Below are 22,365 nucleotides of genomic sequence, written 5' to 3' on the forward strand. Positions count from 1 at the left end.
CTGAAGAGCGGCGCCGTACCATTCATCAGGTTGAAAGCAGGATGTCCTGCTCCATGAACGGACCCGCCTTGTACGAACTCTCCTCAGCCCCCGCCTCCTGGCGCATCGCGCTGCCGCACACCGTCGCGGCGGTGCCCGTGGCCCGTGCCCTGGTCCGTACGGCGCTGGCCGAGCTGGAGTACGGGGCCGACTGCGACACGGCGGAGCTGCTCACGGCGGAGCTGGTGGCCAACGCGGTGGAGCACACCACCGGCGAGGCTCCGATAGAGCTGGTCGTGGAGCTGATGCCGTCGGGATGTCAGGTCGAGGTGCACGACACCGACCCGGCGCCGCCCGGCGACCTCACCCGCCCGGCCGGCGGGCCGCCCGACCCCTGGCAGGAGCACGGGCGGGGGCTGCTGCTGATCCGCGCCCTGAGCTCGTCGTGCGGGCACCGGCCGACCGAGTCCGGCAAGGCGGTGTGGTTCAGGCTGCCCGCGGTGCCGGAGCAGCGGCGTCCGTCGGCGTAGGGCCTCTTCAGGCCAGGGTCGCCACCAGGACCGCCTTGATGGTGTGCATCCGGTTCTCCGCCTCGTCGAAGACCACGGAATGCGCCGACTCGAAGACCTCGTCGGAGACCTCCAGGTACGCCAGGCCGTGCGAGGCGTGGATCTCGCGGCCGACCTTGGTGCCCAGGTCGTGGAAGGCGGGCAGGCAGTGCAGGAACCGCACGTCCGGGTTGCCGGTGGCGCGCAGGACGTCCATGGTCACGGCGTACGGGCCGAGGGCGGTGATCCGCTCGTCCCAGACCTCCTTGGGCTCGCCCATGGAGACCCAGACGTCCGTGGCGACGAAGTCGACGCCGCGGACGCCGTCGTCCAGGATCTCGGTGAGCGTGATGCGGGCGCCGCTGCTCTCGGCGAGCGCGCGGGCCCGGTCGACGACCTCCTCGGCCGGCCAGTAGGCCTTCGGCGCGACCAGACGCACGTCCATGCCGAGCAGAGCGCCGGTGACCAGGTAGGAGTTGCCCATGTTGAAGCGGGCGTCGCCCAGGTAGGCGAAGGCGATCTCGTTCAGCGGCTTGGCGCAGTGCTCGGTCATGGTCAGCACGTCGGCCAGCATCTGGGTGGGGTGCCAGTCATCGGTGAGCCCGTTGAAGACGGGCACCCCGGCGTGCGCCGCCAGCTCCTCGACCTTCAGCTGGCTGTCGCCCCGGTACTCGATCCCGTCGTACATCCGGCCCAGCACCCGCGCGGTGTCCCTGACCGACTCCTTGTGGCCGATCTGGGAACCTGAGGGGTCGAGGTACGTGGTCGAGGCGCCCTGGTCGGCGGCCGCGACCTCGAACGCGCAGCGGGTGCGGGTGGAGGTCTTCTCGAAGATCAGCGCGATGTTCCGGCCCCGCAGGTACTGGGTCTCGGTCCCGGCCTTCTTGGCGGCCTTCAGCTCGGAGGCCAGCTCGACCAGACCGCGGAACTCCTCCTCGGTGAAGTCCAGCTCCTTGAGGAAGTGGCGGCCGGCGAGGGCGCTCGGGGCTGTCGCCATGGGGGCGCTCCAGGGATACGGGGACACAGACTCCTGGAATACTATACGAAGCTCAGCATGTCTATACGGGCCCCCGTTCGACCGGGCAGCTCATACAGCGTGGCCCGCCTCTCCCCCGCCCCAGCTCGCTGCCCGGGATCTCTATCACCTCGATGCCCTGTTTGCGCAGGTGGGTGTTGGTGGTGGCGTTCCGTTCGTAGGCGACCACGACGCCCGGCTCGACGGCCAGGACGTTGCAGCCGTCGTCCCACTGCTCGCGCTCGGCGGCGTGCACGTCCTGGGTGGCGGTCAGCACCCGGATCTCGTTGAGGCCGAGCGCGGCGGCGATCGCGCGGTGCATGTGCTCGGCGGGATGGTCGGTGACCTTCAGCTCCTTCTCCCCCACGCCCGGCTCGATGGTGTACGAGCGGAGCATGCCGAGGCCCGCGTACTGGGTGAAGGTGTCGCCGTCGACCATGGTCATCACGGTGTCGAGGTGCATGAAGGCACGCCGCTTGGGCATGTCGAGCGCCACGATCGTCTCGGCGGAACCGGCGGCGAACAGCTTGTGCGCGAGCATCTCGACGGCCTGCGGGGTGGTGCGCTCGCTCATGCCGATGAGAACGGCCCCGTTGCCGATGACCAGGACGTCCCCGCCCTCGATGGTCGACGGATAGTCGGCCTGCCCCTCGGACCAGACATGGAATGCCTCGTCCCGGAACAGCGGGTGGTGCCGGTAGATCGCCTCGAAGTGCACGGTCTCGCGCTGCCGGGCCGGCCAGCGCATGGCGTTGATGGAGACGCCGTCGTAGATCCAGGCCGAGGTGTCGCGGGTGAAGAGGTGGTTGGGCAGGGGGTCCAGCAGGAAGTCGTCCAGGTCCATGACGTGGAAGCGCACGGAGGTCGGCTCGGGGTGCCCGTCCAGGAACTCGCGTTTCGTCATGCCGCCGACCAGGAGCTCGGCCAGTTCCCGCGCGGGCAGGTCCTCGAAGGCGGCTCTGAGGTGGTCGGTGGCCAGGGGGCCGTACTCCTTCTCGTCGAAGACCCGGTCCAGGACGAGGGTTCTGGCCACCGGGACCTGAAGCGTCTCGGCCAGGAGGTCACCGAAGAGGTGGACGGCGACGCCCCGGTCGCGCAGCACATCGGCGAATCCGTCGTGCTCGGCGCGGGCCCTGCGCACCCACAGCACGTCGTCGAAGAGCAGCGAGGTCTTGTTGCTGGGGGTGAGCCTTTTGAGCTCGAGATCGGGCCGGTGCAGGATGACGCGGCGCAGCCGCCCGGCCTCGGAGTGGACGTGGTATGCCATGCCTCCATCCTGACCATCGCGGCGCCCGTTGACTCGCTGCTCGCACGTTTCCGCGCACTCTTGTTTACGTCTCAGTGACGACAACCAGCGCGGTCATCCGCTCGGCAGCGGCTGGAGCAGCTCCGGCCGCGCCAGCATCCGCCGGGTCGTCCGCCCCGGGTCGAGCACGGCCCGCGCGACGATCCAGCCGGCCAGGGCGTGCGGTTCGGCGGGGTCGTCGGCCAGCTCGTCGGCGTACCCGGCGAGCGCGGCGGCGGCGTCCCCGGCGGCGAGCCGCTCGTCGGCGGTGTCCGGGGCGACGGACCGGGCGGCGAAGGCGTGGGTGCGGACGTCGGGCCAGGAGGTGCGGTCGGGACGGAAGCGGGGGCCCGCGGAACCGGCGGACGGCGGGGCGACGTTGCGCAGCCGCCACTCGGTGCGGTGCAGCGCCGCGGCCGTCCGGGCCCGGGTGAGCGCGGCGTACGGCACCGGCTCGCGCAGCCAGCCGTCGAGCGTACGGGCGAGCCCCGACACCAGGGCCCGGCCCTGCGGGGTGAGACGCCCCTCCACCAGCAGGGTGCGCACGACGAGCCGGCTCTGCAGCCGGCGCAGCGCGAAGTGGTACCCGGCCGTGTCGGCCGCCTCGTCGTCCCCCGCCACGGCCATCCGGTCCCGCCAGAACCCCGCGACCCCGGTGAAGGCGTACGCCCCGTGCAGCAGCCCCGTCAGATGCCGCGGATCCGGCCGCCAGGGGGCGTAGTAGCGCTCCTCCCGGTCGTCGTCGAGCAGCGGGAACAGGTGCAGGAGCGCGGCCAGTTTGCTGTGCTGGAACTCGTGCACGAGGGTCTCGGCGAGGGCGAGCGGGCAGGAGGGGCGGGCGATGACCATGGCGGCGAAGGAGTCGCCGCTGGTGGCGGAGACCAGGACGGTCGGCGGCGCTGGCGGCTGTGTGCTCGTACGTCCCCAGGGCACCACGGCCCGTATCGCGCCGGGGTCGAACCGGCCCGGCCCCTCGCCGCCCGGCGCGGCGAGCAACCCGACGGCCTCCTCGAACAGCCGTTGCCAGGCCTCGGCTTCGTCGGCGTCGAGCGGTGCGGGCGGCAGAGGGTCGTCCAGGTCGCGGTAGGGGTCGAGGTCTTCGAGGGGGATGGCGACGGTTCCGGCGGGGGTGGGGTGGGCGAGGGTGCGCAGGGGGGTCCAGGCGGGGTTGGCGTCCGAGGCCGTCGGTGCCGGTCTCGGCAGGGGTTGCGTCGCCGGGCGGATCGTCACGGTGACGGTGCCGCCGTCGCGGCCCGGGCCGGACAGGGTCAGCTCGCCGCCGCTCGTCCGGGCGTGAGCGACCGTCACCCCGTCCTCCGCGCCGGAGAGCCGGGCCAGCCCCAGCCCCGGCAGCGGCAGTCCGCCGTCGGTGAGGGGCACCTTGAGGTCCGCCCGCGTCCCGGCGTGCAGCGACGCCGCGACGGCCAGGGCGCACAGATGCCCGGCTTCCGCCCACAGCGGCGGGCCCGACGCGGTGCCGTGCAGCCGGCGCAGCGCGTGGGCGAGCCAGCCGCCGGTCGCCGGGGCGAGCAGCAGCCGGTCGACCGGCCCGGGTGCCGCGGCGGCGGCCTCCTTGAGGACGTCCCAGGCCTCGGCGGCCGGGCTCAGCGGCGTGTGCAGCGTGCCGAGCCGGTCCAGCAGGGTCCGCAGAAGCAGCAGCCTGCGCGCCCGCTCCGCCCGTTCGAGGAAGGCGACGGCCTCGGCGGAGCCGCCTCCCGCCGCCAGTTCCGCGAAGAGCCGTTCGGGCATGCGGAACGGGGCGTGGCGCGGCTCGCTGGGCATGCGGGACCTCCGGTCGGGGAGTACGGGCGTACAGACCCCGGCGGGAACACGGCATGCCCGTCCGGGGTCTGCCGTGCGGCAGGGTGCGGCTATTCGGCCCTGGCGGACCCCTCGCCGCCCCCTCGGATGCTCTCGCGTGCGCGCAGGACCTCTCCGAGCAGACGAGCAGAGGGAGGCAGCGGGGCGAGACGGTCCACCGCGGTCACGGGCAGCCCCGCCAGGTCGACGAGATCCGACTCCCAGACGTCGGTACCACCAGCTGTGGCCGGCTCACGAACGGCGGCTCCGGCGTGGCACAGAGCGGGCGGCTGGTCCAAGATGTTCCCCCTTCTCGCACGGTGGCACGCGATGCCCCGTGTCCTTTCCATCATGGCCATTCCTGCCCCGGTCGAAAACCGTACGATCACGCCACTCGATCATTTCCGATCACGCGGACGCATCAGGGAGGCCTCGAACTCCCGTAACGCAGCGTCCAGTTCGCCCCTGAGATCTGAATCGTCATCGAGGGAGACGACGGCGTCGAACAGCTCCCACAACATCTCCGGGCGGCCCCGGGCCAGCCTGTTGAGGATACCGACGACATCGGTGCGGGCCTTGCTGTGCCGGGGCAGCGTGGCAGTGACACGCGGGTCCAACGAGGCGACCACCGCCTGTCGTTCGATGGGGTCTCCCATCAGCGAATAGGCGAGAAGGGCGTCCACCGCCCGCTGCAACGGCGAGGCCCGACGCCGCCCGGGCGACGGTACGGCCGGCGCCACGATCTCGGTGCGCTCGGGGCTCTGCAGCCGAATCTCCGGATACTGCAGAGTACGTCCCGCTTCCCTGAGGGCCGCGATACGTGCCCGTACGGCCGGAAACAGTCCCTCCGGATCGGGCAACGCGGGCAGAACGGCGACTCGGTCGGCCAACAGCCCGAGCAGGATCTCGGAGAACAGCCCCGTCCCGCGCTCCCGGTCGTTGGCGGCGACCCGCCCCCGCCCGGCCGCCCGCAGCAGCGTCTGCCGATGGGCGAGGTTGCGCCGCCCCACCGGCAGGGCGTCCGGCGGCAGTTGCTCCCGGAAGGCCAGGTCCTCTTCGAAAGTCTCGCAGGCGTCCACGATCCACAGCTGATCACCGAAGGCCGCTACGGCGTCCCCGGCGTACCGGTCGAGCGCGGAGTCCAGGTCGATGCCCAGCTTGTCGGCGGTAGTGGCGTCCGAGCAGAACAACCGCAGGTGCCCGGCCCGGTCGAGGACGCCGTGCCCGCCCCACCACACCCAGAGGACATCGCCCTGGGCCAGGGGCAGTTCGCGGACGAGGACGCGGCGCAGAGTCGCGTGATCGGCGGGCTGGTGGGCGACCTCGGGGACGTACGGCGGCAGCGGGGCGAGGTGCAGACGGAGCTGGTCGTCCGGCACCCCGGCCGCACGCAGCAGCCGGTGAAAGGCCACCGCATCGCGCGCCGGCCCGGGCAGATCCCAGCCGGACCCGGCGTCGTACCGCTCGACGCCGACGATCAGCGCATGCACCCGGGCGGGGTTCACTGCAGCCGGTCCACGATGTGCCGGTAGACCTCGGGGTTCGTCCAATAGGCGCTGTGCGAGGCCGGGAAGGGCTGACGGCTGTCGACCGCCACGTCCGTGACCCGTCCGGGGAACAGGCCCGCGCCCAGATAGGAGAGCAGGTCGCGGGAGTCGTACAGGTTCAACCAGTCCGGGACGTGCGACGGCAGGGGTGCGGGGTGTTCGAGGGAGGGCAGTGAGCCCGACTCGTAGAGGAACGGCCCCTGGGATCCCGCCGTCACCAGGAATCGGACCTGTGGCAGCGGCGCGGAGATCAGGGTGTCCAGGGCGATGATGCCGCCGAGGCTGTGGCCGACCAGGGTGACGGGCGGTTCGAGGCCCGTGATCAGGTGACGCAGTTCGGCGCGGACCGCCTCGCCGCGGCTGAGGTAGCGCAGGATGTCGGCGGCGGCGGGGTGGGCGGCCTCGGTGAGGGCGCGGCGGCGGCGCACAACGGCACGGGATGCCGCCGAACCCGCGACCCGCAGCACCAGAGAGCGCACCCCGCGTTCCGTGCCCCGGGGCTGTGCACCGAGTGCCACGGCGAGCACGTCGGCGACGGCGTCACGGCTGTCACCGACCGGCACCAACGGGACGTCGGAGTCCAGGGCGTCGGCGATGACCCGGGCCGCAAGACTGCGTCCGGCGAGGGCCCCGAGGTCGTCGGGGGCGAGGGCGACGGCGGCCGGGGCGAGCAGCGGATGGGCGGCCAGATCGGTGGCGGCGCGGGCCAGTCCCGGGCCCAGTTCGGCGGCAGGAACGTCCCCTTGAGCCGCTAGGGCGAGGAGACCGGTTCGTATCGCCTGGTCGGGAGGCAGGGAGCCGGGCGGACGCTCGACGACCTGCGGCGCGCCGGCCGCGGCGAGCACGAGTTCGGCGTACGGGTCGGCGTAGAGGGCGGCCCAGGCGGCGGCCGACGCGTCGTCGCCGTCACCGTCGGGCAGGCCCCGGGCCGTGCCGCCCGGCTCGGCGGGAAGGCTGACCCCGCCCGCCGCGAGCGTGGCGCCGTGCGTGCCGCCCCAGTAGTACGGCACGATGCGTAGTCCCTCGCGCAGGGCGGTCAGTCCGGCCGCCACGCGCCCCGCAAGCTTCGAGAAGCCTGGTTCGCGCACCCCTGTTCCATGGATGAAGACGACCGTCGCCATGTGCCCCCCGTGACACCGGTACAGAGTTGTGTACGACTGCCGTTACGCCGTCAACTTACCAGTATCATAAGGAGGTTGGGGGTCGAGCACACGTGCGAGGACCCGCCCGCGGCCGAACCACCGGCCATGACAACTGGACACAGGGGGACGCAGTGAGCGCTGACGCGGTGGTCACGCATTTCCTGTTCGCCTCGGCCCTGATCCTGGCGGTCGGCCATGGCGCCGGCTGGGTGGCCCAGCGGCTGAGGCAGCCGTACATCGTGGGGCAGCTGACGGCGGGCATCGCCCTCGGTCCCTCCTTGCTCGGCAGTGCGGCGCCGGATGTCTACCGGACGGTGTTCCCCCAGGAGATCGGCACCGCGCTGACCGGGCTCGCGCAGTTCTCCCTGGTGGTCTTCCTGTTCGCGGTGGGATACGAGCTGGATCTGAAGATCCTGGGCGACCGGGCGCGCACGGTCGTGACGGTGGCGCTGGCGGCGTTCGTGGTCCCGATGATCGTGGGCAGCGGCTGCGCGCTGCTGTTCCGGGAGCAGTTGCGGGCCCTGGACATGCCCCCGCTCACCACCGGCATGGTGCTGTTCGCCGGGGTCGCCCTGTCGATAACGGCCGTACCGGTCCTGACGGCCATCGTGCGGGAGAACAACCTGGCCGACACGGTGCCGGGCGTCCTCGCGGTGTCCGCGGCCGGGCTGCTCGATGTGATCGGGTGGACGGTGCTGGCCGGGACGATGCTGGACAGCGACAGCGGTGAGCACGTCCTGGGCTGGCAGTGGCGGGCCCTCATCGCGGCCGGGTTCGCCCTGCTGATGCTGGCGGCGGCCCGGCCCGTGCTGCGCAGGCTGCTGTGGCGGACCCGGATGGAGCCGTCCCTGCGGCTGGCGGTGCTCATCGGCTTCGCCTGTGCGTCGGCGTCCGTGACGCAGTACCTCGGGCTGCACGCCATCTGCGGTGCGCTGCTCGCGGGGATCGTCTGCCCGCGTGAGCAGCGCGGCACGCTCGACCCGGATCTGCTGCGGCCGCTGCATGTCGTCAGCTCGCTGCTGGTGCCCTACTTCTTCGTGTTCTCCGGGCAGTCCGTCACCCTCAACAGCATGAATGCCACCGGCTGGATCGCGCTGCTGGTGGTGACGGTGCTGGCGGTCACCACGAAGGTCGGCAGTGGCGTGGTGGCGGCCCGGATGGGCGGACTGGACCGCGACGACGCCCGGACCGTCGGTGTCCTGCTGAGCGCCCGCGGTCTCACGGAGCTGATCGCCCTCAACGCCGGCTTCCAGGCGGGCCTGGTGAGCAAGCCCCTCTATACGGTGCTGGTCTTCATGGCCCTGGCCACCACGCTGCTCACGCAGCCCCTGCTGATCCTGGTGCGCCGCCTGTCCGACCACGAGCCGACCCGCGCCCCGGGCCCTGCCGAGGTCGTGCCGGTGCATCTGACTCTCCCGGACCACGCGGGCGACACCCCGGCACCTCGTCACCCGTCGGACGGCGTGCCCCCCACACCGGTGGCGGACGCGGGCTGACGGTCCGGGGTGGCACACGGGTGCCACCCCGGACGAGGCGGTGGTCTACAGCGGCATCGGCGCCATGTCGCACTCGATACGGCGGCCCTGGCGTGCGGCCACGTGCCACGGGTGGTCGGCGCGAACCACGCGGGCGAAGCCGTCCGTCGCCTTGCGCTGCAGTTCGTCGGCCTCCGCCCTGCGGCCCAGGCCCCGCAGGTCGAGGCCGAGGTTCGCCGTGCAGGCCAGCGTCAACGGGTGCTCCTCACCGGCGATCTCGGCGAGCAGCGGCAGATTGGCCTGGTCGATCTCGTGCGCCCGCTCGAAGTCGACGCGTGCGTAGGCCGTGTTGGCCTGGCCGATGGCGACGGTCAGCGCGGTGATGTGCCGGGCGCCCACACCCGCGGCCAGCCGGCTCGCCGCGTCGTCCTCCAGCTCCTGTGCCTGGTCCAGGGCCCCGAGGGCACGCAGGGTGGCGGCCAGGTTCGCCTTGGTCAGGAGGGTGTACGCGTGGCCCTGACCGAGGCGCTGCTCGAATCGACGCAGGGTCTCCTCCGCCAGCTCCCGGGAGCCGTCGAGGTCGCCGTTCAGACGCCGGTCGACGGACACGTTGGTCGCCGACGACACGGCGTCGAAGTGGTCCTTTCCGTAGCGGGAGACGAAGCGCCGCAGCGTCTCGTCCGAGAGCTTGGCCGCCTCTTCGTGGGCCCCGTCCCGGCGTCGGCAGACCGCGAGATTGCGGGCGATGCGCAAGGTGAGCGGGTGTTCCTCACCGAGTTCGGTGCGCGCCCGGCGGTACGCGTCCTCCTGGAAGTCGCGGGCGCCGGGGTAGTCCCCGCTCTCGCGCATGTCGATGGAGAGCGCGTTGAGGGTGTTGAGGGTGAAGAAGCTGGCAGGGCCGAACAGCAGCTCACGCTGCTGGGCGTTCTCCTGGTCCAGCGGCAGCGCTTCCCTGAACCGGCCGCACAGCCGCAGGGCGACTCCCCAGGCGTGGGTGGCCCGCAGCGTCATCGGATCGTCCGGGCCGAACAGGGACCGGGCCAGCTCGGTGGCCTCCTGCGTCAGCGCCCGGGCTTCCTCGAACCCGCCCTGGTAGCCGCGGGCGTCCGCCATCTCGCACAGCGAGTCGATCAGGTTCTCGGAGTCGACATCGGAGCGGCGCGAGATCTCCAGGGCCTTCTCGGTGAGCGGGATGGACTCGGGGACCTGGCCGTTCTGCCGCAGCAGGAATCCGAGGCTCTTCGTCATCCGGAGGACGTGGAGGTCATCCTCGTCCGAGGACCCGAGCCAGGCGCTCCAGGCCTGGCGGGCGAAGTCGGCGGCGCCCACGTGGTCTCCCCAGTAGTAGAGGAACCACACCGTGTCGAAGACCAGCTCCCGCACATAGGTGTCGGTGCTGGTCACGGCCTGTGAGGTGAGCACATGGGGCAGCAGCGCCTGATAGGCACGCCATTCCAGTGACGAGCCGGAGGGGCCGGGCTTGGCGGCCGACAGCAACTGGTGCGCGGCGTCACGCATCCGCTCCCGCTCGTCGGCGCTCAGTTTGGCCAGGAGCACCGTCTGCAGCAGGCGGTGCATCTGGAGGGTGTCGGAACGCGGGTCCACCCGGACCAGGGAGAACTGGCTCAGGTCGCGGACGGCCCGGTTGAGTTTGATCGACTCCCGCAGCAGGGGATCGACCTCGGGCGTGACATTGACGCCGCGGCTCCCGCGCAGCATCGCCCTCGGGATGGGCTCGGGGGCCATGCTGGCGCAGATGTCGAGCAGCTGCCGGGCGCCCGGGTTGTTCTCCTTGATCCGCTCCAGCGAGATGTCCCAGGCGGCGGCGACGGAGACCGGATAGTCGGGAGCCGGGTCGAGTTCGAGGATCTCGGGACTGCGCTGCGCGAGCAGGTCGAGATACTCGTCGACCTGCATGCCGGTCACCGCGCGCCAAGCGCCCGCCTGCTCCACCGCGAGCGGCAGGTCGCCCAGGGCGTCGGCGAGCCGCCCGGCGTCCTCGACGGACAGGTCGGGCGAGCGCCTCTGGAGCAGCTCGATCGACTCCTCGCGCTCGAACACGTTGACCGGCAGCGACGTGGCCACCCTTTCCCAGGCCCGGTTCCGGGACGTGACGATGACCTTGCCCGGTCCGTTGGCCGGGAAGTACTGGCGCACCGTGTCGACGTCCTCGGCGTTGTCGAAGACGAGCAGCCAGCTGTCGTACGGCGTTCCGGTGCTCAGCGCCTCCAGTACGGCCGGCACGGCCGTGTTGGCGGCGGGGGCGCCGAGGCTGTCCTGGCCGGTGGGGGCGACGCCGAGCTGTGCCGCCAACTGGGCCAACGCGGCGAGAATGAGGCTCTCCCGCTCGGCGGGGATCCAGCAGATCACCCGGTAGTCGTGCTGGTGGGTGTAGACGTACTCGAGTGCCAGCTGGGACTTGCCGACGCCACCGAGCCCATGGAGGGCGTTGGGGAGCACCGCCGCCGTGTCCTGAGCCGCCAGCTGCTCCTCCACGGCACTCAGCAGCGCCTGCCGGCCGACGAACGACGTGTTGCGCAGAGGCACGTTCACCAGGAGGGCGGCGGGCGTTCCGGTCGTGGTGCTCGGCATGGGGAGCTCAGCCTCCGAGGGTTCTTGTGGGATGGCGTCGGATACCAGGGGTGGCACGGGTGGTTCTCCAGCTTCTTGGGGGGCGGTCGACGGTGGCAGACTTCCCGTTCCGTCGGACAATCCCCCAGGAGCCGCGCGGTTCACCTCGGAAGTTGCAGCTCCGGGCGTTCCCGGACTCACTCGTTCGGCGTCACCGGGCCCTCGGGCCCTGGACAGACCGGGCTCGATCCGGCGGGCCCGCTCGGAGTACGGCCCCGAGAGCGCCCGCATCACGGCCAGCTCGCTGCGCGCCCAGCCCCGCTCGGACGGGTCGGGCAGCGTGGCGCCCATCGGGTCGCGCAGGGCGGCGCGCAGGGCGAGGCCCCGGGCGCCCGCGGCGGGAAGTTCGCCCACCACGCTGACGGTGTGGGCGAGTTGGCTGCGGGTGGTGGTGGCGAGCAGTTCCTCGCGGACCCCGTCGGCGAACTCCGGACGGCCCTCGCCGCCGCTGTCCCAGTCGATCAGCCCGCCCATCAGGATCTCGGCGAGGTGGTCCGGGCCGGTCTCCGGCATGGTGCGCCGCCGCAGCTGTTCCACGAGGTCGAACTCGAAGGGAACCGCCGCCAGTTGCGTTGCGAGGCGGCGTGCCGCGGGGGTGGCCAGCGTGAAGAATCGGCGTACGGCGGCTTTGGCGGCGCGCGGGAAGCGGGGGGCGCGCAGGCCGGGCGCGGGCGATCCCTTGGTGAGGGTGCCGGCCAGGACGACGGGCAGGGCGCGGCGCACTCCGCGTTCCCCGGTGACGAGGTCGGCCCAGGCCGCGAGCGAGGCGGGCTTGAGGGAGAGCACGGGGACGGGCACGGAGCCGTCGCCCGCGTCGGGCAGCGGTCGCAGGGGGTCGGGGCCGCCGGGCGGCGCCCAGTGCTCGAGTCCGTCGTTGGCGGCGCCGAAGCCGCCGGCCTCCAGGACGGCCGGGTGGGGGTAGAGCGAGGCGCGGTGGCGCAGGTGCGGCGGGAGCAGATGCACCAGGGCCGTGGGGCCGGCGTGGGCGAGCCGGGCGAGCAGGTCGTCGGCGGCGGGCGAGGCCCAGCCGTGGGCGAGCCCGTCGGTGACGACGAGGAAGACGCGGTCACCGCGTCCGCCGAGGAGTTCGGCGGGGTCGGCGGCGGCCCGGCCGACGCTCCAGCGCAGGGTGGCGGTGCCGGTGCGCGGCACGTTCACCCGGACCGTTCGCACGGCCCGGAAGGCGCCGCTGTGCTCGGCGGCCTGGGCGAGCCGGGCGGTGGACTCCTCCCAGATCCGCAGGGTGGGCGCGTCGTCCACCAGCAGGACCAGGTCGAAGGCGGCCGTCCGGGCGGGACGCAGGAACGGCACCCACATGCCGTCGATGATCCCCTGCTCGGCCGTGGTCTCCTCGTCGAGTTCGAGCGTGTCGCGGGACGGCACACGGCGGGCCAGCTGGTGCAGGGCGCGGGCGAACCGGGCGGTGGCGCGGCCCGGGGCCTGCTGCGGGCGGTCGTCGGCGGGCAGCAGCGGCTGCCCGAGGCGCAGGGTGAAACGGCCCTCGGCGTCGGGTAACAGGCGCGCCGAGGCGCGGGGCTCTCCGGGCAGGGGGGAGCCGGTCCCCTGCCGCGGACGGTCGTCGAGACCGTCGGGAGTGGCCGGCGGGCGCGGAGCGCGCACCGCGTCGGGGGTGGTGTCAGGGGAGGGACCCGGCTGGTCGGCCGGTGAGGTGTCCCGCTGGTTCGTGTCCTCCGTGTCCCGCGGGCGTACGGGAGTCGGGGCCGGGGATGTCGTCGTCCGGCCCGGCGCCGGCTCGGGGCCGGAGGAGGCCGGGCCGCCGTGGCGGTTCCAGTGCACGGCGAGCCAGACCGCGTCGGCGACGTCCTGCCAGCGCGGGAGGGACTGTTCCAGGGTGTCCGGTGGCGTCGCTCCGTGCTCAGCCGCCTGATCGGCGGACTCGGGCAACGCCGAAGGAGGCGACGACCCCGAAACGGGAAATCCGTCGCCGAGCCCGGATGCGTGCTCCCTGGGATAGCCCTTCAATTCAGCGGCCCTTCGCGAGGTCGCGCAGGAGCATTTCCACGAGCTTACGCCCGTCACCATCCGCCTGGAAACCACCCGCCGTCGTCATCTGGACAGCGTTGAGCAACTGGTCCAGGGAGTGGGTTCCGCCGGCCTGGACCCGCTGAACGAACAGGTCGACGAGGTCTTCGGTGCCCTGCGGGCGGGTTCCGAGGTGCCCTTCGACCATGGCCAGGAGTTGCTCCCGGGTGGGCGTGCGCATCTCCAGCGGGAGGCAGCGCCGGCGGAAGGCCGCGGGGAATTCGCGTTCTCCGTTGCTGGTGATCACCACGACCGGGAACTCCCGGCACTCGATGCGCCCGTCGCGCACCTCGGCGCGGCCCCCGGGGTCGCTGGTGTGGACGCGCGCGCTGTCCTCGGCGTCGCGTACCAGCTCGGGGACTTCATAGCTTCCGTTCTCCAGGACGTGCAACAGGTCGTTCGGCAGGTCGATGTCGCTCTTGTCGAGCTCGTCGACGAGAAGCACACGGGGACGATCGTAGGGCAGCAGCGCGGTCCCCAGGGGGCCCAGCGTGATGAAGTCACCGAGAAACGGGGGTAGTTGGCGCGGATTTTGCTGAAGCGCGGTGTTGACGTCCGTAGCCGGATCGATGTCGTCCGGTTCCAGGGACGCGGCATGCCGCAGGCCGGCCCGCCAGGCGGCGATGGCCTGGGCGCGGCCCATGGCGTCGTGGGCGTAGAGGCCCTCGCGCAGGGTGGTGCGGCTGACGATGTTCCACTCCAGGACCCGGCCGAGGCCGAGTTCGCGGGAGATGAGGTAGGCCAGGGTGGACTTGCCGACGCCGGGCGGGCCGGTGATCAGCAGGGGCCGGCGCAGCAGCAGCGCGGTGTTGACGACGTCGATCTCGTCCTTGCCCAGCTGCGGAGTGACGTCACCGGGGCCCAGGCGGCGCAGCGCGGCCTGGGGGTCGGCCGCCGGTACGGGCCGGGCCGGTTCGCCCCGGAAGCTGCGCCAGGGCGGCGGCACGGGCAGATCGGGCGGGACGGCGGGGGCGCTGCCCGTGCCGTGGAAGATCCACCAGTCGTTCGGGACCGTCTGCTCCTGCCCGCTCATGCGGATGCCTCCTCGCTGGCGAGATCGCCTGGGTCGGTGGGCTGGAAGTCAACGGGACGCGTCGGATCGTCCCAGAAAAAGCCGATGTGCCGGCCGAGCAGCTCGCCTGGGCCCCGGCCCTCGCTCTCGGCGTTCCTGCGCAGGAGGTGGACGGCCACCGGGATCCTCGCCGGTGTGGGCGCCGCGGCGAACAGGGCGGTCACCACTTCCCGGCGCTCCTCGCGGAAGGCACCTCTGCGGTCCCAGATCGCGAGCCCCACCCCTTCCGCTATGGCGGCCTTGAGAGCCTCCAGTGCCAGGACGTCGGACGGGGCGTCGAGCACCACCGCCGTATGTCTTGGTTCCCCGGCGAGCCCGGCCTGCCACGCGCCGATCCGGCCGCCGTCCGGTTCGCGCCAGCCGTGCACCTGGACGCCGTGCTCGTTCAGGGTTCGCCAACGCTCCTGCCACTGGTCGCGGACCAGGGCGTCGTCCGTGCGCATCCGCTCCAGGCTGCGCAGATGCACCCCGTACTTCAGGCTGAGCGGCAGCGGCTGCCCGTCGCCGATCCGGAAGGTCAGACCGGCCACATCGTGGTTGAGGAGTTCGTACGGAAGGACGAACTCGATGTACGGCGGTGGCTGCCGGCGTCCGCCCGGGTCGGGTTCACGGGGCGCCGACCAGAGGCGGGCGCCCTGCCGTAACGCGCGCTGGACGGCCGGGCCGAGCTCGTCGAGGGTGGTCGTGGCGGGTTCGCCGGGCTGTGGGTCCCAGCGGCCGGGGACGGTGTTGAGCCAGGGGCGGACGACGATCTCGCCGGAGCCGTCCCGTGCCGGTTCGACGGCGACGACCAGGCAGCGCGGGATGTCCGGATCGCTCTTGGCCGAGCCGCGGGCCTTGCGGCGTTCCTCCACCGGCCCGGTCAGGCCCGCGCGCCGGGCCCAGTCGTCGGCCCAGCCGGACAGGGCGGTGCGGTGCCCCGGGCTGGCGGCGAGCAGGGCGGCGTGGTCGATCAGCAGGACGGCGGGGGGCAGTCCGTCCGGCTGCACGTTCCAGTCCAGGACGTGCGCGAGGAGTTGCTCCGGGGCGAGTCCGGTGGGCAGGTCGAGGCCGTTGAGCTCCTCGACCAGGGCGTCGCGCAGCCGGGCGGCGGGGAGTTCGCCCTTGGCGAGGAGGGCGCGGGCGCCGGCCTCGTCGTCGCGGGAGAGGGGCCCCTGGAGGGCAGGGGGCGGGGCGGGCGCGAGCCACTGGTCGAGCAGCTGATCGAGTTCGTCGCCCGCCAGTTCGCCTTCGAGGATCCGCACCACCTCGACCAGTACGCGTTCCCCGCCCGGCATGTTCAGCGCGGCGCGCGTCAGCAGGACCACGTCCTCGCGCAACTTGATGCCGCGCAGGTCGATCCGGCGCCCCAGCAGGCCTCCGAGGACGACACCGAAGTGCAGCCGCCCCTGCGCGTCCTCCATGCAGCCCAGACCGCACAGGGCGTTGGTCAGCCCCAGCAGCAGCCGTAAGCCTTCCGCACGCCCGGACCCGCCCTCGGGTTCGCCGAACCCCGCGTGTGTCTCCACCGACTTTCCCCCTGAGCCGGTATACCTGCCTGATCGACCAGCGAAGTTAGCACGGCAACCAGCGGTTAACCAGGGACGAATGGGACCGGAAGGACGACGTCCGGCCAGGATCGCCCCAGACGGGACAAGCCTGGCCGGATTCGATCGGACTCGACCTTGTGGAGGCCGCCCTTCCGGCTCAGAGCCTCGGGTCCACCGGCTCCGATTCCAGCGCCAGCACCCCGAACACCGCCTCGTGCACCCGCCACAGCGGCTCACCGTCGGCGAGTCGGTCCAGGGCCTCCAGGCCCAGGGCGTACTCGCGGATCGCCAGGGACCGCTTGTGGTTGAGGAAGCGGGAGCGCAGGCGGGCGAGGTTCTCCGGGCGGGTGTACTCGGGGCCGTAGATGATCCGCAGGTACTCGCGGCCGCGGCATTTGATGCCGGGCTGGACGAGGCGGCCCTGGGGGTCGCGGACGAGGGCGCCGATCGGCTTGACGACCATGCCCTCGCCGCCGCGGCCGGTCATCTCCAGCCACCAGTCGACACCGGCCCGGACGGACTCCGGGTCGGCCGTGTCGACGTACAGCCGCCGGGTGGTGCGCAGCAGGCCGCTGCCGTCGTGCTCGACGAGCCGGTCGAGCAGGGCGAGCTGCTCGTCGTGGGGCAGGGCGGTGAGGCTGCGGCCCTGGACGGCGAGGATCTGGAACGGTGCCAGGTGGACGCCGTCCAGGCCGTCCGTGGTCCAGCAGTAGCGGCGGTAGGCCTCGGTGAACGCGGCGGCGTCGGCGGAGCGTTCGCGGGTGCGGGCCAGCAGGCCGGTGACGTCCACGCCGCGTGCGGCCGTGCCCTCCAGCGCGGCCAGCGCGCCCGGGAGCACCGCGCCGGAGGCGGCGCCCACCGCGGCGTACTGGGAGCGCAGCAGGCCGGAGGCCTTCAGGGACCAGGGCATCAGTTCGGCGTCCAGCAGCAGCCAGTCGGTGGCCAGTTCGTCCCAGAGGCCGGCCTCGCCGATCGCCGTGCGCACCCGGTCGAGGATCTCCTCGGTGAGGGCGTCGTCGTCGAGGAAGGGGCGGCCGGTGCGGGTGTAGAGCGCCCCGGTCGGGCCGTCCACGCCGAAGCGCTTGCGGGCCGCGTCCGCGTCCCGGCAGACCAGCGCCACCGCCCGCGATCCCATGTGCTTCTCCTCGCACACGACCCGCTCGACCCCGTCCGCCGCGTACTGCGCGAAGGCCTCGACGGGGTGTTCGAGGTAGCCATCGACCTTGCTGGTCGCCGTCGGTGCCATGGTGGGCGGGAGGTACGGCAGCAGCCGCGGGTCCACCGCGAAGCGGCTCATGACCTCCAGGGCCGCCGCCGCGTTCTCCTCGCGGATCGAGATCCGGCCCTGGTGCCGGGTCTCCACGATCCGGCGGCCCTGCACGTCGGCCAGGGCCAGCGGGCGGCCGTCGTGTCCGCCGGGGGCCTCCGTGAGCAGCGGCTTCGCGGGCTCGTACCAGACGCGCTCCGCCGGTACGTCGACCAGCTCGCGCTCCGGCCAGCGCAGCGCGGTGAGCTTGCCGCCGAAGACGGCGCCGGTGTCCAGGCAGATGGTGTTGTTGAGCCAGGTGGCCTCCGGGACGGGGGTGTGACCGTAGACGACGGCCGCACGACCTCGGTAGTCCTCCGCCCAGGGGTAGCGCACCGGCAGGCCGAACTCGTCGGTCTCGCCGGTGGTGTCGCCGTACAGGGCGTGGCTGCGGACCCGGCCGGAGGTGCGGCCGTGGTACTTCTCGGGCAGGCCGGCGTGGCAGACGACCAGGCGGCCGCCGTCGAGGACGTAGTGGCTGACGAGGCCGTCGAGGAACTCCCGCACCTCGGCGACGAACTCCTCGCTCTGGCCCGTCATCTGCTCGATGGTCTCGGCGAGGCCGTGGGTGTGCCGGACCTTGCGGCCGCGCAGGTGACGGCCGTACTTGTTCTCGTGGTTTCCGGGCACGCACAGGGCGTTGCCGGACTTCACCATCGCCATGACGCGGCGCAGCACGCCCGGGCTGTCGGGGCCGCGGTCGACCAGGTCGCCGACGAAGACGGCGGTACGGCCCTCGGGGTGGACTCCGTCCTTGTAGCCCAGCTTGCCGAGCAGCGAGTCCAGTTCGGCGGCGCAGCCGTGGATGTCGCCGACGATGTCGAAGGGGCCGGTGAGGTGGGTGAGGTCGTTGAAGCGCTTCTCGGTGACGACGGTGGCGTGCTCGACCTCGTCGACGCCGCGCAGGATGTGCACCTTGCGGAAGCCCTCGCGCTCCAGGTGCCTGAGGGAACGGCGCAGTTCCCGGGTGTGGCGCTGGATGACGCGGCGGGGCATGTCGGCGCGGTCGGTGCGGCCCGCGTTGCGCTCGGCGCACACCTCCTCGGGCACGTCGAGCACGATGGCTATCGGCAGGACGTCGTGACTCCGGGCCAGGTCGACCAGCTGGCGTCGGGCGTCGGGCTGCACGCTGGTCGCGTCCACGACGGTGCGGCGGCCGGCGGCGAGGCGCTTGCCCGCGATGTAGTGCAGGACGTCGAAGGCGTCCTTGGTGGCGCTCTGGTCGTTCTCGTCGTCCGAGACGAGGCCGCGGCAGAAGTCGGACGAGATGATCTCCGTGGGCTTGAAGTGCCTGCGGGCGAAGGTGGACTTGCCGGAGCCGGAGGCACCGACGAGCACCACCAGGGAGAGGTCGGTGACGGGCAGGACCCGCCCCTCGCGTACGTCGGTCATGCCGCCTTCGCCTCCTTCGGACTGGTCGGGGTGGTCAGGGTGAACACGGCCATCTGGGTGGGCGGTCCCACCTCGGGGTCGTCAGGGCCGACGGGTATGAACTCGGCCGAGTAGCCGTGCCGTTCGGCGACCGCCTCCGCCCAGGCCCGGAACTCGGCGCGGGTCCATTCGAAGCGGTGGTCGCGGTGGCGGACGTGGCCGGCCGGGAGGCTCTCCCAGCGCACGTTGTACTCGACGTTCGGGGTCGTCACGAGGACCGCGCGCGGGCGGGCCGAGCCGAACACGGCGTACTCCAGGGCGGGCAGCCGGGGCAGGTCGAGGTGCTCGACGACCTCGCTGAGCACGGCGGCGTCGTAGCCCTTGATCCGCGGGTCGGTGTAGGCGAGCGAGCCCTGGAAGAGCTTGACGCGCGAGGCCTGCCGCTCCCCCATGCGATCCAGCTTGAGCCGCCGGGAGGCGATGGTGAGCGCCCGCATCGACACGTCCACGCCCACGATCTCGGTGAACGCCGGGTCCTTGAGGAGGGTCTGCACCAACTGGCCCTGGCCGCAGCCGAGATCCAGGACGCGGGCGGCCCCGGACGCCTTGAGCGCGGCGGTGATGGCCTCCCGGCGCTGTACGGCGAGCGGGGTGGGCCGCTCCTCGGTCTCGGTCTCCGCCCCGACCGCGTTGTCGATCTCCTCGACCTCGCTGTCGTCGGTCTCGGCCAGCCGGACCAGCTCCAGCCGCTCCGTCGCCGCACGGGTCAGCGACCAGCGGCGCGAGAGGTAGCGGCTGGTGATCAGCTGCTGCTCGGGGTGGCCGGGCAGCCAGCCCTCACCGGCGCGCAGCAGCTTGTCGACCTCGTCGGGGGCGACCCAGTAGTGCTTGGCGTCGTCCAGGACCGGGAGCAGGACGTAGAGGTGGCGCAGGGCCTCGGCGAGAGTACGGTCCGTGGACTCCAGTTCGAGTCGGACGTAGCGGGAGTCGCCCCACTGCGGGAACTCGGTGTCCAGCGGCACGGGTTCGGCGGTGACCGTCCAGCCCAGCGGCTCGAACAGCCGCTGTACGAGCCCGGGGCCGCCGCGGGCGGGCAGCGCCGGTACCTCGATACGCAGCGGCCACGGTACGGCGGGCAGTTCGGGCCGGGCGTTGCAGACGCCCTTCATCGCGCTGGAGAAGACATTGCTCAGCGCCACGGCGAGCAGGGAGGAGGCGGCGTAGGGGCGGTCGTTGACGTACTGCGCGAGTGCCGCGTCCGGGGCGCCGCCCCGGCCCTTGCCCTTGCCGCGCCTGACCAGTGCCACGGCATCCACCTCCAGCAGCAGCGCCGCCGTGCAGCGCTCGGCGTCCGCCTCGGGGTAGAGGACATGGGCCGTGCCGTAGGAGGTGGAGAACGCCTGGGCCTTCTCGGGGTGCTTGTGCAGCAGGAAGCCGAGATCGGTGGCGGGGCGCTCCGGGGTGCCGGTGGTGGTGATGGTCAGAAACACGGTGGATCGACCTTTGATCAGTGGTCTGAACTGCGGATCCCCTCACCGTACAGAGCGAACTTCGGCAGCATCCGGGAATTTTCGCTAGCCTCCGGTCGACCGGGCGTTCGAGGGAGGATGTGCGACTGTGGGCACGATCGACACCAGCAAGCCCCATTCGGCGCGGATGTACGACTACTTCCTGGGCGGGAAGGACAACTACCCGGTCGACGTGGCGGCGGCCGAGCAGGTGACCTCGCACTTCCCCGCCGTGAGCGCGATGGCGCGCACCAATCGCGCCTTCATGCACCGCGCCTCCCGGCTGCTGGCCGAGCGGGGCGTCCGCCAGTTCCTCGACATCGGGACCGGCATCCCGACCGAGCCGAACCTCCACCAGATCGTCCAAGGGGTCGCCCCCGACGCCCGGGTGGTCTACGCGGACAACGACCCGATCGTGCTCCGGCACGCCGAGGCCCTGCTGCACAGCGCGCCCGAGGGGAGGACCGCCTACGTCCAGGCCGATGTGCGGGACCCCGCAAAGATCATCGCGACGGCCCGGGAGACCCTCGACTTCAGCCGGCCGATCGCCCTGTCCCTGGTGGCACTCCTGCACCTGGTGGGCGACGAGGACGAGCCCCTCCGGCTGGTCCGGGAACTCCTCGAACCGCTGCCGCCCGGAAGCCACTTGACGCTCTCCCACGCGACGGGCGACTTCGACCCGGAGACCTGGGAGCGGGTCGTCGAGGTGTACCGCAAGGGCGGCACGGCGGCGCAGGTGCGCAGCCGGGAGGAGTTCTCGGAGTTCTTCACGGGCCTTGAGCTGGTGGACCCGGGTGTGGTCCTGGCCGCGCGGTGGCATCCCGGGCTCGGCGAACGGCGTGGAGGGGACGGCGGGGGCAACGAGATCCCCCTCTACGTGGCGGTCGCCCGCAAGCCCTGACACGGGCCCGGCGGTTCGCGCTCCACGGCCCGGTCCGCCGGACGGCCGACGTGCCGGGCCGGGCAGTGCCCGCCGGTTCTACGACAGCTGCGACTGCACCTGCGAGGAGATCAGCTCCAGGTGGTCGAGGTCGTACAGGTCGAGGATCTGGAGGTAGATCCGCTGGGCGCCGATCTCGGCGTAGCGGCCGATCTTGTCGACGACCTCGGACGGGGAACCGGCCAGGCCGTTGAGCTTCAGCTCGTCGGCCTCGCGGCCGATCGCGGCGGCCCGGCGGGCGATCTCCGCCTCGTCCCGGCCGACGCAGACGACGAGGGCGTTGGAGTAGGTCAGGTCGTCGCCGTCCCGGCCGGCCTCCTCGGCGGCGGCACGCACCCGGCCGAACTGGCGCGCGCTGTCCTCGAGGGAGGCGAAGGGGATGTTGAACTCGTCGGCGTACTTCGCGGCCAGCCGCGGGGTGCGGGTGGCGCCGTGGCCGCCGACGAGCACGGGGATCTTCCGCTGCGCGGGCTTGGGCAGCGCGGGAGAGTCCGTGAGGTCGTAATGGGTGCCGTGGAAGTCGAAGGTCTTGCCGGGCTCCGTCGCCCAGAGGCCGGTGACGATCTCCAGCTGCTCCTCGAGGCGGGAGAACTTCTCCTTGGGGAACGGGATGCCGTAGGCCTTGTGCTCCTCCTCGAACCAGCCGGCACCGAGGCCGAGCTCGACACGGCCGCCGGACATCTGGTCGACCTGCGCGACCTGGATGGCGAGCACGCCGGGCAGCCGGAAGGTGCCGGCGGTCATCAGGGTGCCGAGCCGGATGCGCTTGGTCTCACGGGCGAGTCCGGCCAGGGTCAGCCAGGCGTCGGTGGGGCCGGGGAGGCCGTCGCCGGAGCCCATGCGGAGGTAATGGTCGGAGCGGAAAAAGGCGTCGAATCCCAGGTCCTCGGTGGCCTTGGCGACGGCGAGCAGCGTGTCATAGGTGGCCCCCTGCTGGGGCTCGGTGAAGATGCGCAGATCCATACGTCCATCCTGCACGCCGGGGTGCGGGGCGACGCGGTCGGTCCCCGGTCCCCCGCGCGCCCCGGTCGGGTGAAATTACGTCCATACCGCGCGTGCCGCCTGACCCGGCCAGTGACCGGCCCCAGTGATGATCGTTGGCTCGGGCGGAGCCGGAGCCCCCGGCTTCCGCACCGGCCCGCGACCGCCGGGGCGTCACCCGCGTCGGCCTCCC

The 22,365-nt window shown here is 72.4% G+C and carries 15 protein-coding genes; 3 read left to right on the forward strand and 12 right to left on the reverse strand.

What is annotated here, in order from left to right; genetic code table 11:
* Positions 1–41 precede the first annotated feature (41 nt).
* Positions 42–509, forward strand: coding sequence for an ATP-binding protein (locus tag NNW99_RS07920; RefSeq protein ID WP_215117991.1), 468 nt, complete (start codon positions 42–44; stop codon positions 507–509).
* A gap of 7 nt (positions 510–516) precedes the next feature.
* On the opposite strand, the gene argF is transcribed toward NNW99_RS07920, so the two are convergent.
* The 6 genes from argF to NNW99_RS07950 form a co-directional block, all read right to left on the reverse strand.
* Entirely contained in the window at positions 517–1,524 is a 1,008-nt protein-coding gene (argF, locus tag NNW99_RS07925) for an ornithine carbamoyltransferase (protein WP_215117992.1), read from the reverse strand.
* Between the two features lie 61 nt (positions 1,525–1,585).
* Positions 1,586–2,809: an arginine deiminase gene (locus NNW99_RS07930; RefSeq protein ID WP_215117993.1), complete on the reverse strand. Its 1,224-nt coding sequence runs from the start codon at positions 2,807–2,809 to the stop codon at positions 1,586–1,588.
* Between the two features lie 93 nt (positions 2,810–2,902).
* A complete protein-coding gene (locus tag NNW99_RS07935; protein WP_215117994.1) occupies positions 2,903–4,609 on the reverse strand; it encodes an HEXXH motif domain-containing protein in 1,707 nt (568 codons plus the stop codon).
* A gap of 89 nt (positions 4,610–4,698) precedes the next feature.
* Positions 4,699–4,926, reverse strand: coding sequence for a hypothetical protein (locus tag NNW99_RS07940; RefSeq protein ID WP_215117995.1), 228 nt, complete (start codon positions 4,924–4,926; stop codon positions 4,699–4,701).
* Positions 4,927–5,025: 99 nt separating this feature from the next.
* Entirely contained in the window at positions 5,026–6,132 is a 1,107-nt protein-coding gene (locus tag NNW99_RS07945) for a caspase family protein (RefSeq protein WP_215117996.1), read from the reverse strand.
* Positions 6,129–7,295: a hypothetical protein gene (locus NNW99_RS07950; protein WP_215117997.1), complete on the reverse strand. Its 1,167-nt coding sequence runs from the start codon at positions 7,293–7,295 to the stop codon at positions 6,129–6,131. The genes NNW99_RS07945 and NNW99_RS07950 overlap by 4 nt, the downstream gene beginning before the upstream one ends.
* A gap of 152 nt (positions 7,296–7,447) precedes the next feature.
* Here NNW99_RS07950 and NNW99_RS07955 point away from each other — a divergent pair, with 152 nt between their 5' ends.
* Entirely contained in the window at positions 7,448–8,812 is a 1,365-nt protein-coding gene (locus NNW99_RS07955; protein WP_215117998.1) for a cation:proton antiporter, read from the forward strand.
* Positions 8,813–8,857: 45 nt separating this feature from the next.
* On the opposite strand, the gene fxsT is transcribed toward NNW99_RS07955, so the two are convergent.
* The 5 genes from fxsT to NNW99_RS07980 all read right to left on the reverse strand — a co-directional run bounded on the left by fxsT (position 8,858) and on the right by NNW99_RS07980 (position 20,233).
* A complete protein-coding gene (gene fxsT, locus NNW99_RS07960; protein ID WP_215117999.1) occupies positions 8,858–13,405 on the reverse strand; it encodes an FxSxx-COOH system tetratricopeptide repeat protein in 4,548 nt (1,515 codons plus the stop codon).
* Between the two features lies 1 nt (position 13,406).
* Positions 13,407–14,498, reverse strand: a complete 1,092-nt coding sequence (locus tag NNW99_RS07965; RefSeq protein ID WP_215118000.1) for a MoxR family ATPase — start codon at positions 14,496–14,498, stop codon at positions 13,407–13,409.
* Positions 14,495–16,045 carry a hypothetical protein gene (locus tag NNW99_RS07970; protein WP_215118001.1) on the reverse strand — a complete coding sequence of 517 codons (1,551 nt, stop codon included), beginning with the start codon at positions 16,043–16,045 and terminating at the stop codon, positions 14,495–14,497. Before NNW99_RS07970 ends, NNW99_RS07965 begins: the two co-directional genes overlap by 4 nt.
* Before the next feature lie 178 nt (positions 16,046–16,223).
* Positions 16,224–18,764, reverse strand: coding sequence for a polynucleotide kinase-phosphatase (locus NNW99_RS07975; RefSeq protein WP_215118002.1), 2,541 nt, complete (start codon positions 18,762–18,764; stop codon positions 16,224–16,226).
* Complete coding sequence (locus NNW99_RS07980; RefSeq protein ID WP_215118003.1) at positions 18,761–20,233, reverse strand: 3' terminal RNA ribose 2'-O-methyltransferase Hen1; 1,473 nt, start codon at positions 20,231–20,233, stop codon at positions 18,761–18,763. The genes NNW99_RS07975 and NNW99_RS07980 overlap by 4 nt, the downstream gene beginning before the upstream one ends.
* 166 nt (positions 20,234–20,399) lie before the next feature.
* Between NNW99_RS07980 and NNW99_RS07985 the strand changes: the two genes are divergently transcribed.
* Positions 20,400–21,152, forward strand: a complete 753-nt coding sequence (locus NNW99_RS07985; protein ID WP_215124201.1) for an SAM-dependent methyltransferase — start codon at positions 20,400–20,402, stop codon at positions 21,150–21,152.
* A gap of 78 nt (positions 21,153–21,230) precedes the next feature.
* Here the strand turns inward: NNW99_RS07985 and NNW99_RS07990 are convergent, their stop codons facing one another.
* On the reverse strand, positions 21,231–22,154 hold the full coding sequence (locus NNW99_RS07990) for an LLM class F420-dependent oxidoreductase (RefSeq protein ID WP_215118004.1): 924 nt from the start codon (positions 22,152–22,154) through the stop codon (positions 21,231–21,233).
* Positions 22,155–22,365 lie beyond the last annotated feature (211 nt).

The sequence above is a fragment of the Streptomyces sp. CRCS-T-1 genome, assembly GCF_024442335.1.
GTDB lineage: Bacteria > Actinomycetota > Actinomycetes > Streptomycetales > Streptomycetaceae > Streptomyces > Streptomyces koelreuteriae.

Bases quoted from the DNA above. Each gene is read 5' to 3' on its own strand.
- NNW99_RS07975 (WP_215118002.1), bottom strand. From the start codon at position 18,764: ATGACCGACGTACGCGAGGGGCGGGTCCTGCCCGTCACCGACCTCTCC.
- NNW99_RS07930 (WP_215117993.1), bottom strand. From the start codon at position 2,809: ATGGCATACCACGTCCACTCCGAGGCCGGGCGGCTGCGCCGCGTCATC.
- NNW99_RS07985 (WP_215124201.1), top strand. From the start codon at position 20,400: ATGTACGACTACTTCCTGGGCGGGAAGGACAACTACCCGGTCGACGTG.
- NNW99_RS07990 (WP_215118004.1), bottom strand. From the start codon at position 22,154: ATGGATCTGCGCATCTTCACCGAGCCCCAGCAGGGGGCCACCTATGAC.
- NNW99_RS07965 (WP_215118000.1), bottom strand. From the start codon at position 14,498: ATGAGCGGGCAGGAGCAGACGGTCCCGAACGACTGGTGGATCTTCCAC.
- NNW99_RS07950 (WP_215117997.1), bottom strand. From the start codon at position 7,295: ATGGCGACGGTCGTCTTCATCCATGGAACAGGGGTGCGCGAACCAGGC.
- NNW99_RS07920 (WP_215117991.1), top strand. From the start codon at position 42: ATGTCCTGCTCCATGAACGGACCCGCCTTGTACGAACTCTCCTCAGCC.
- argF (WP_215117992.1), bottom strand. From the start codon at position 1,524: ATGGCGACAGCCCCGAGCGCCCTCGCCGGCCGCCACTTCCTCAAGGAG.
- NNW99_RS07935 (WP_215117994.1), bottom strand. From the start codon at position 4,609: ATGCCCAGCGAGCCGCGCCACGCCCCGTTCCGCATGCCCGAACGGCTC.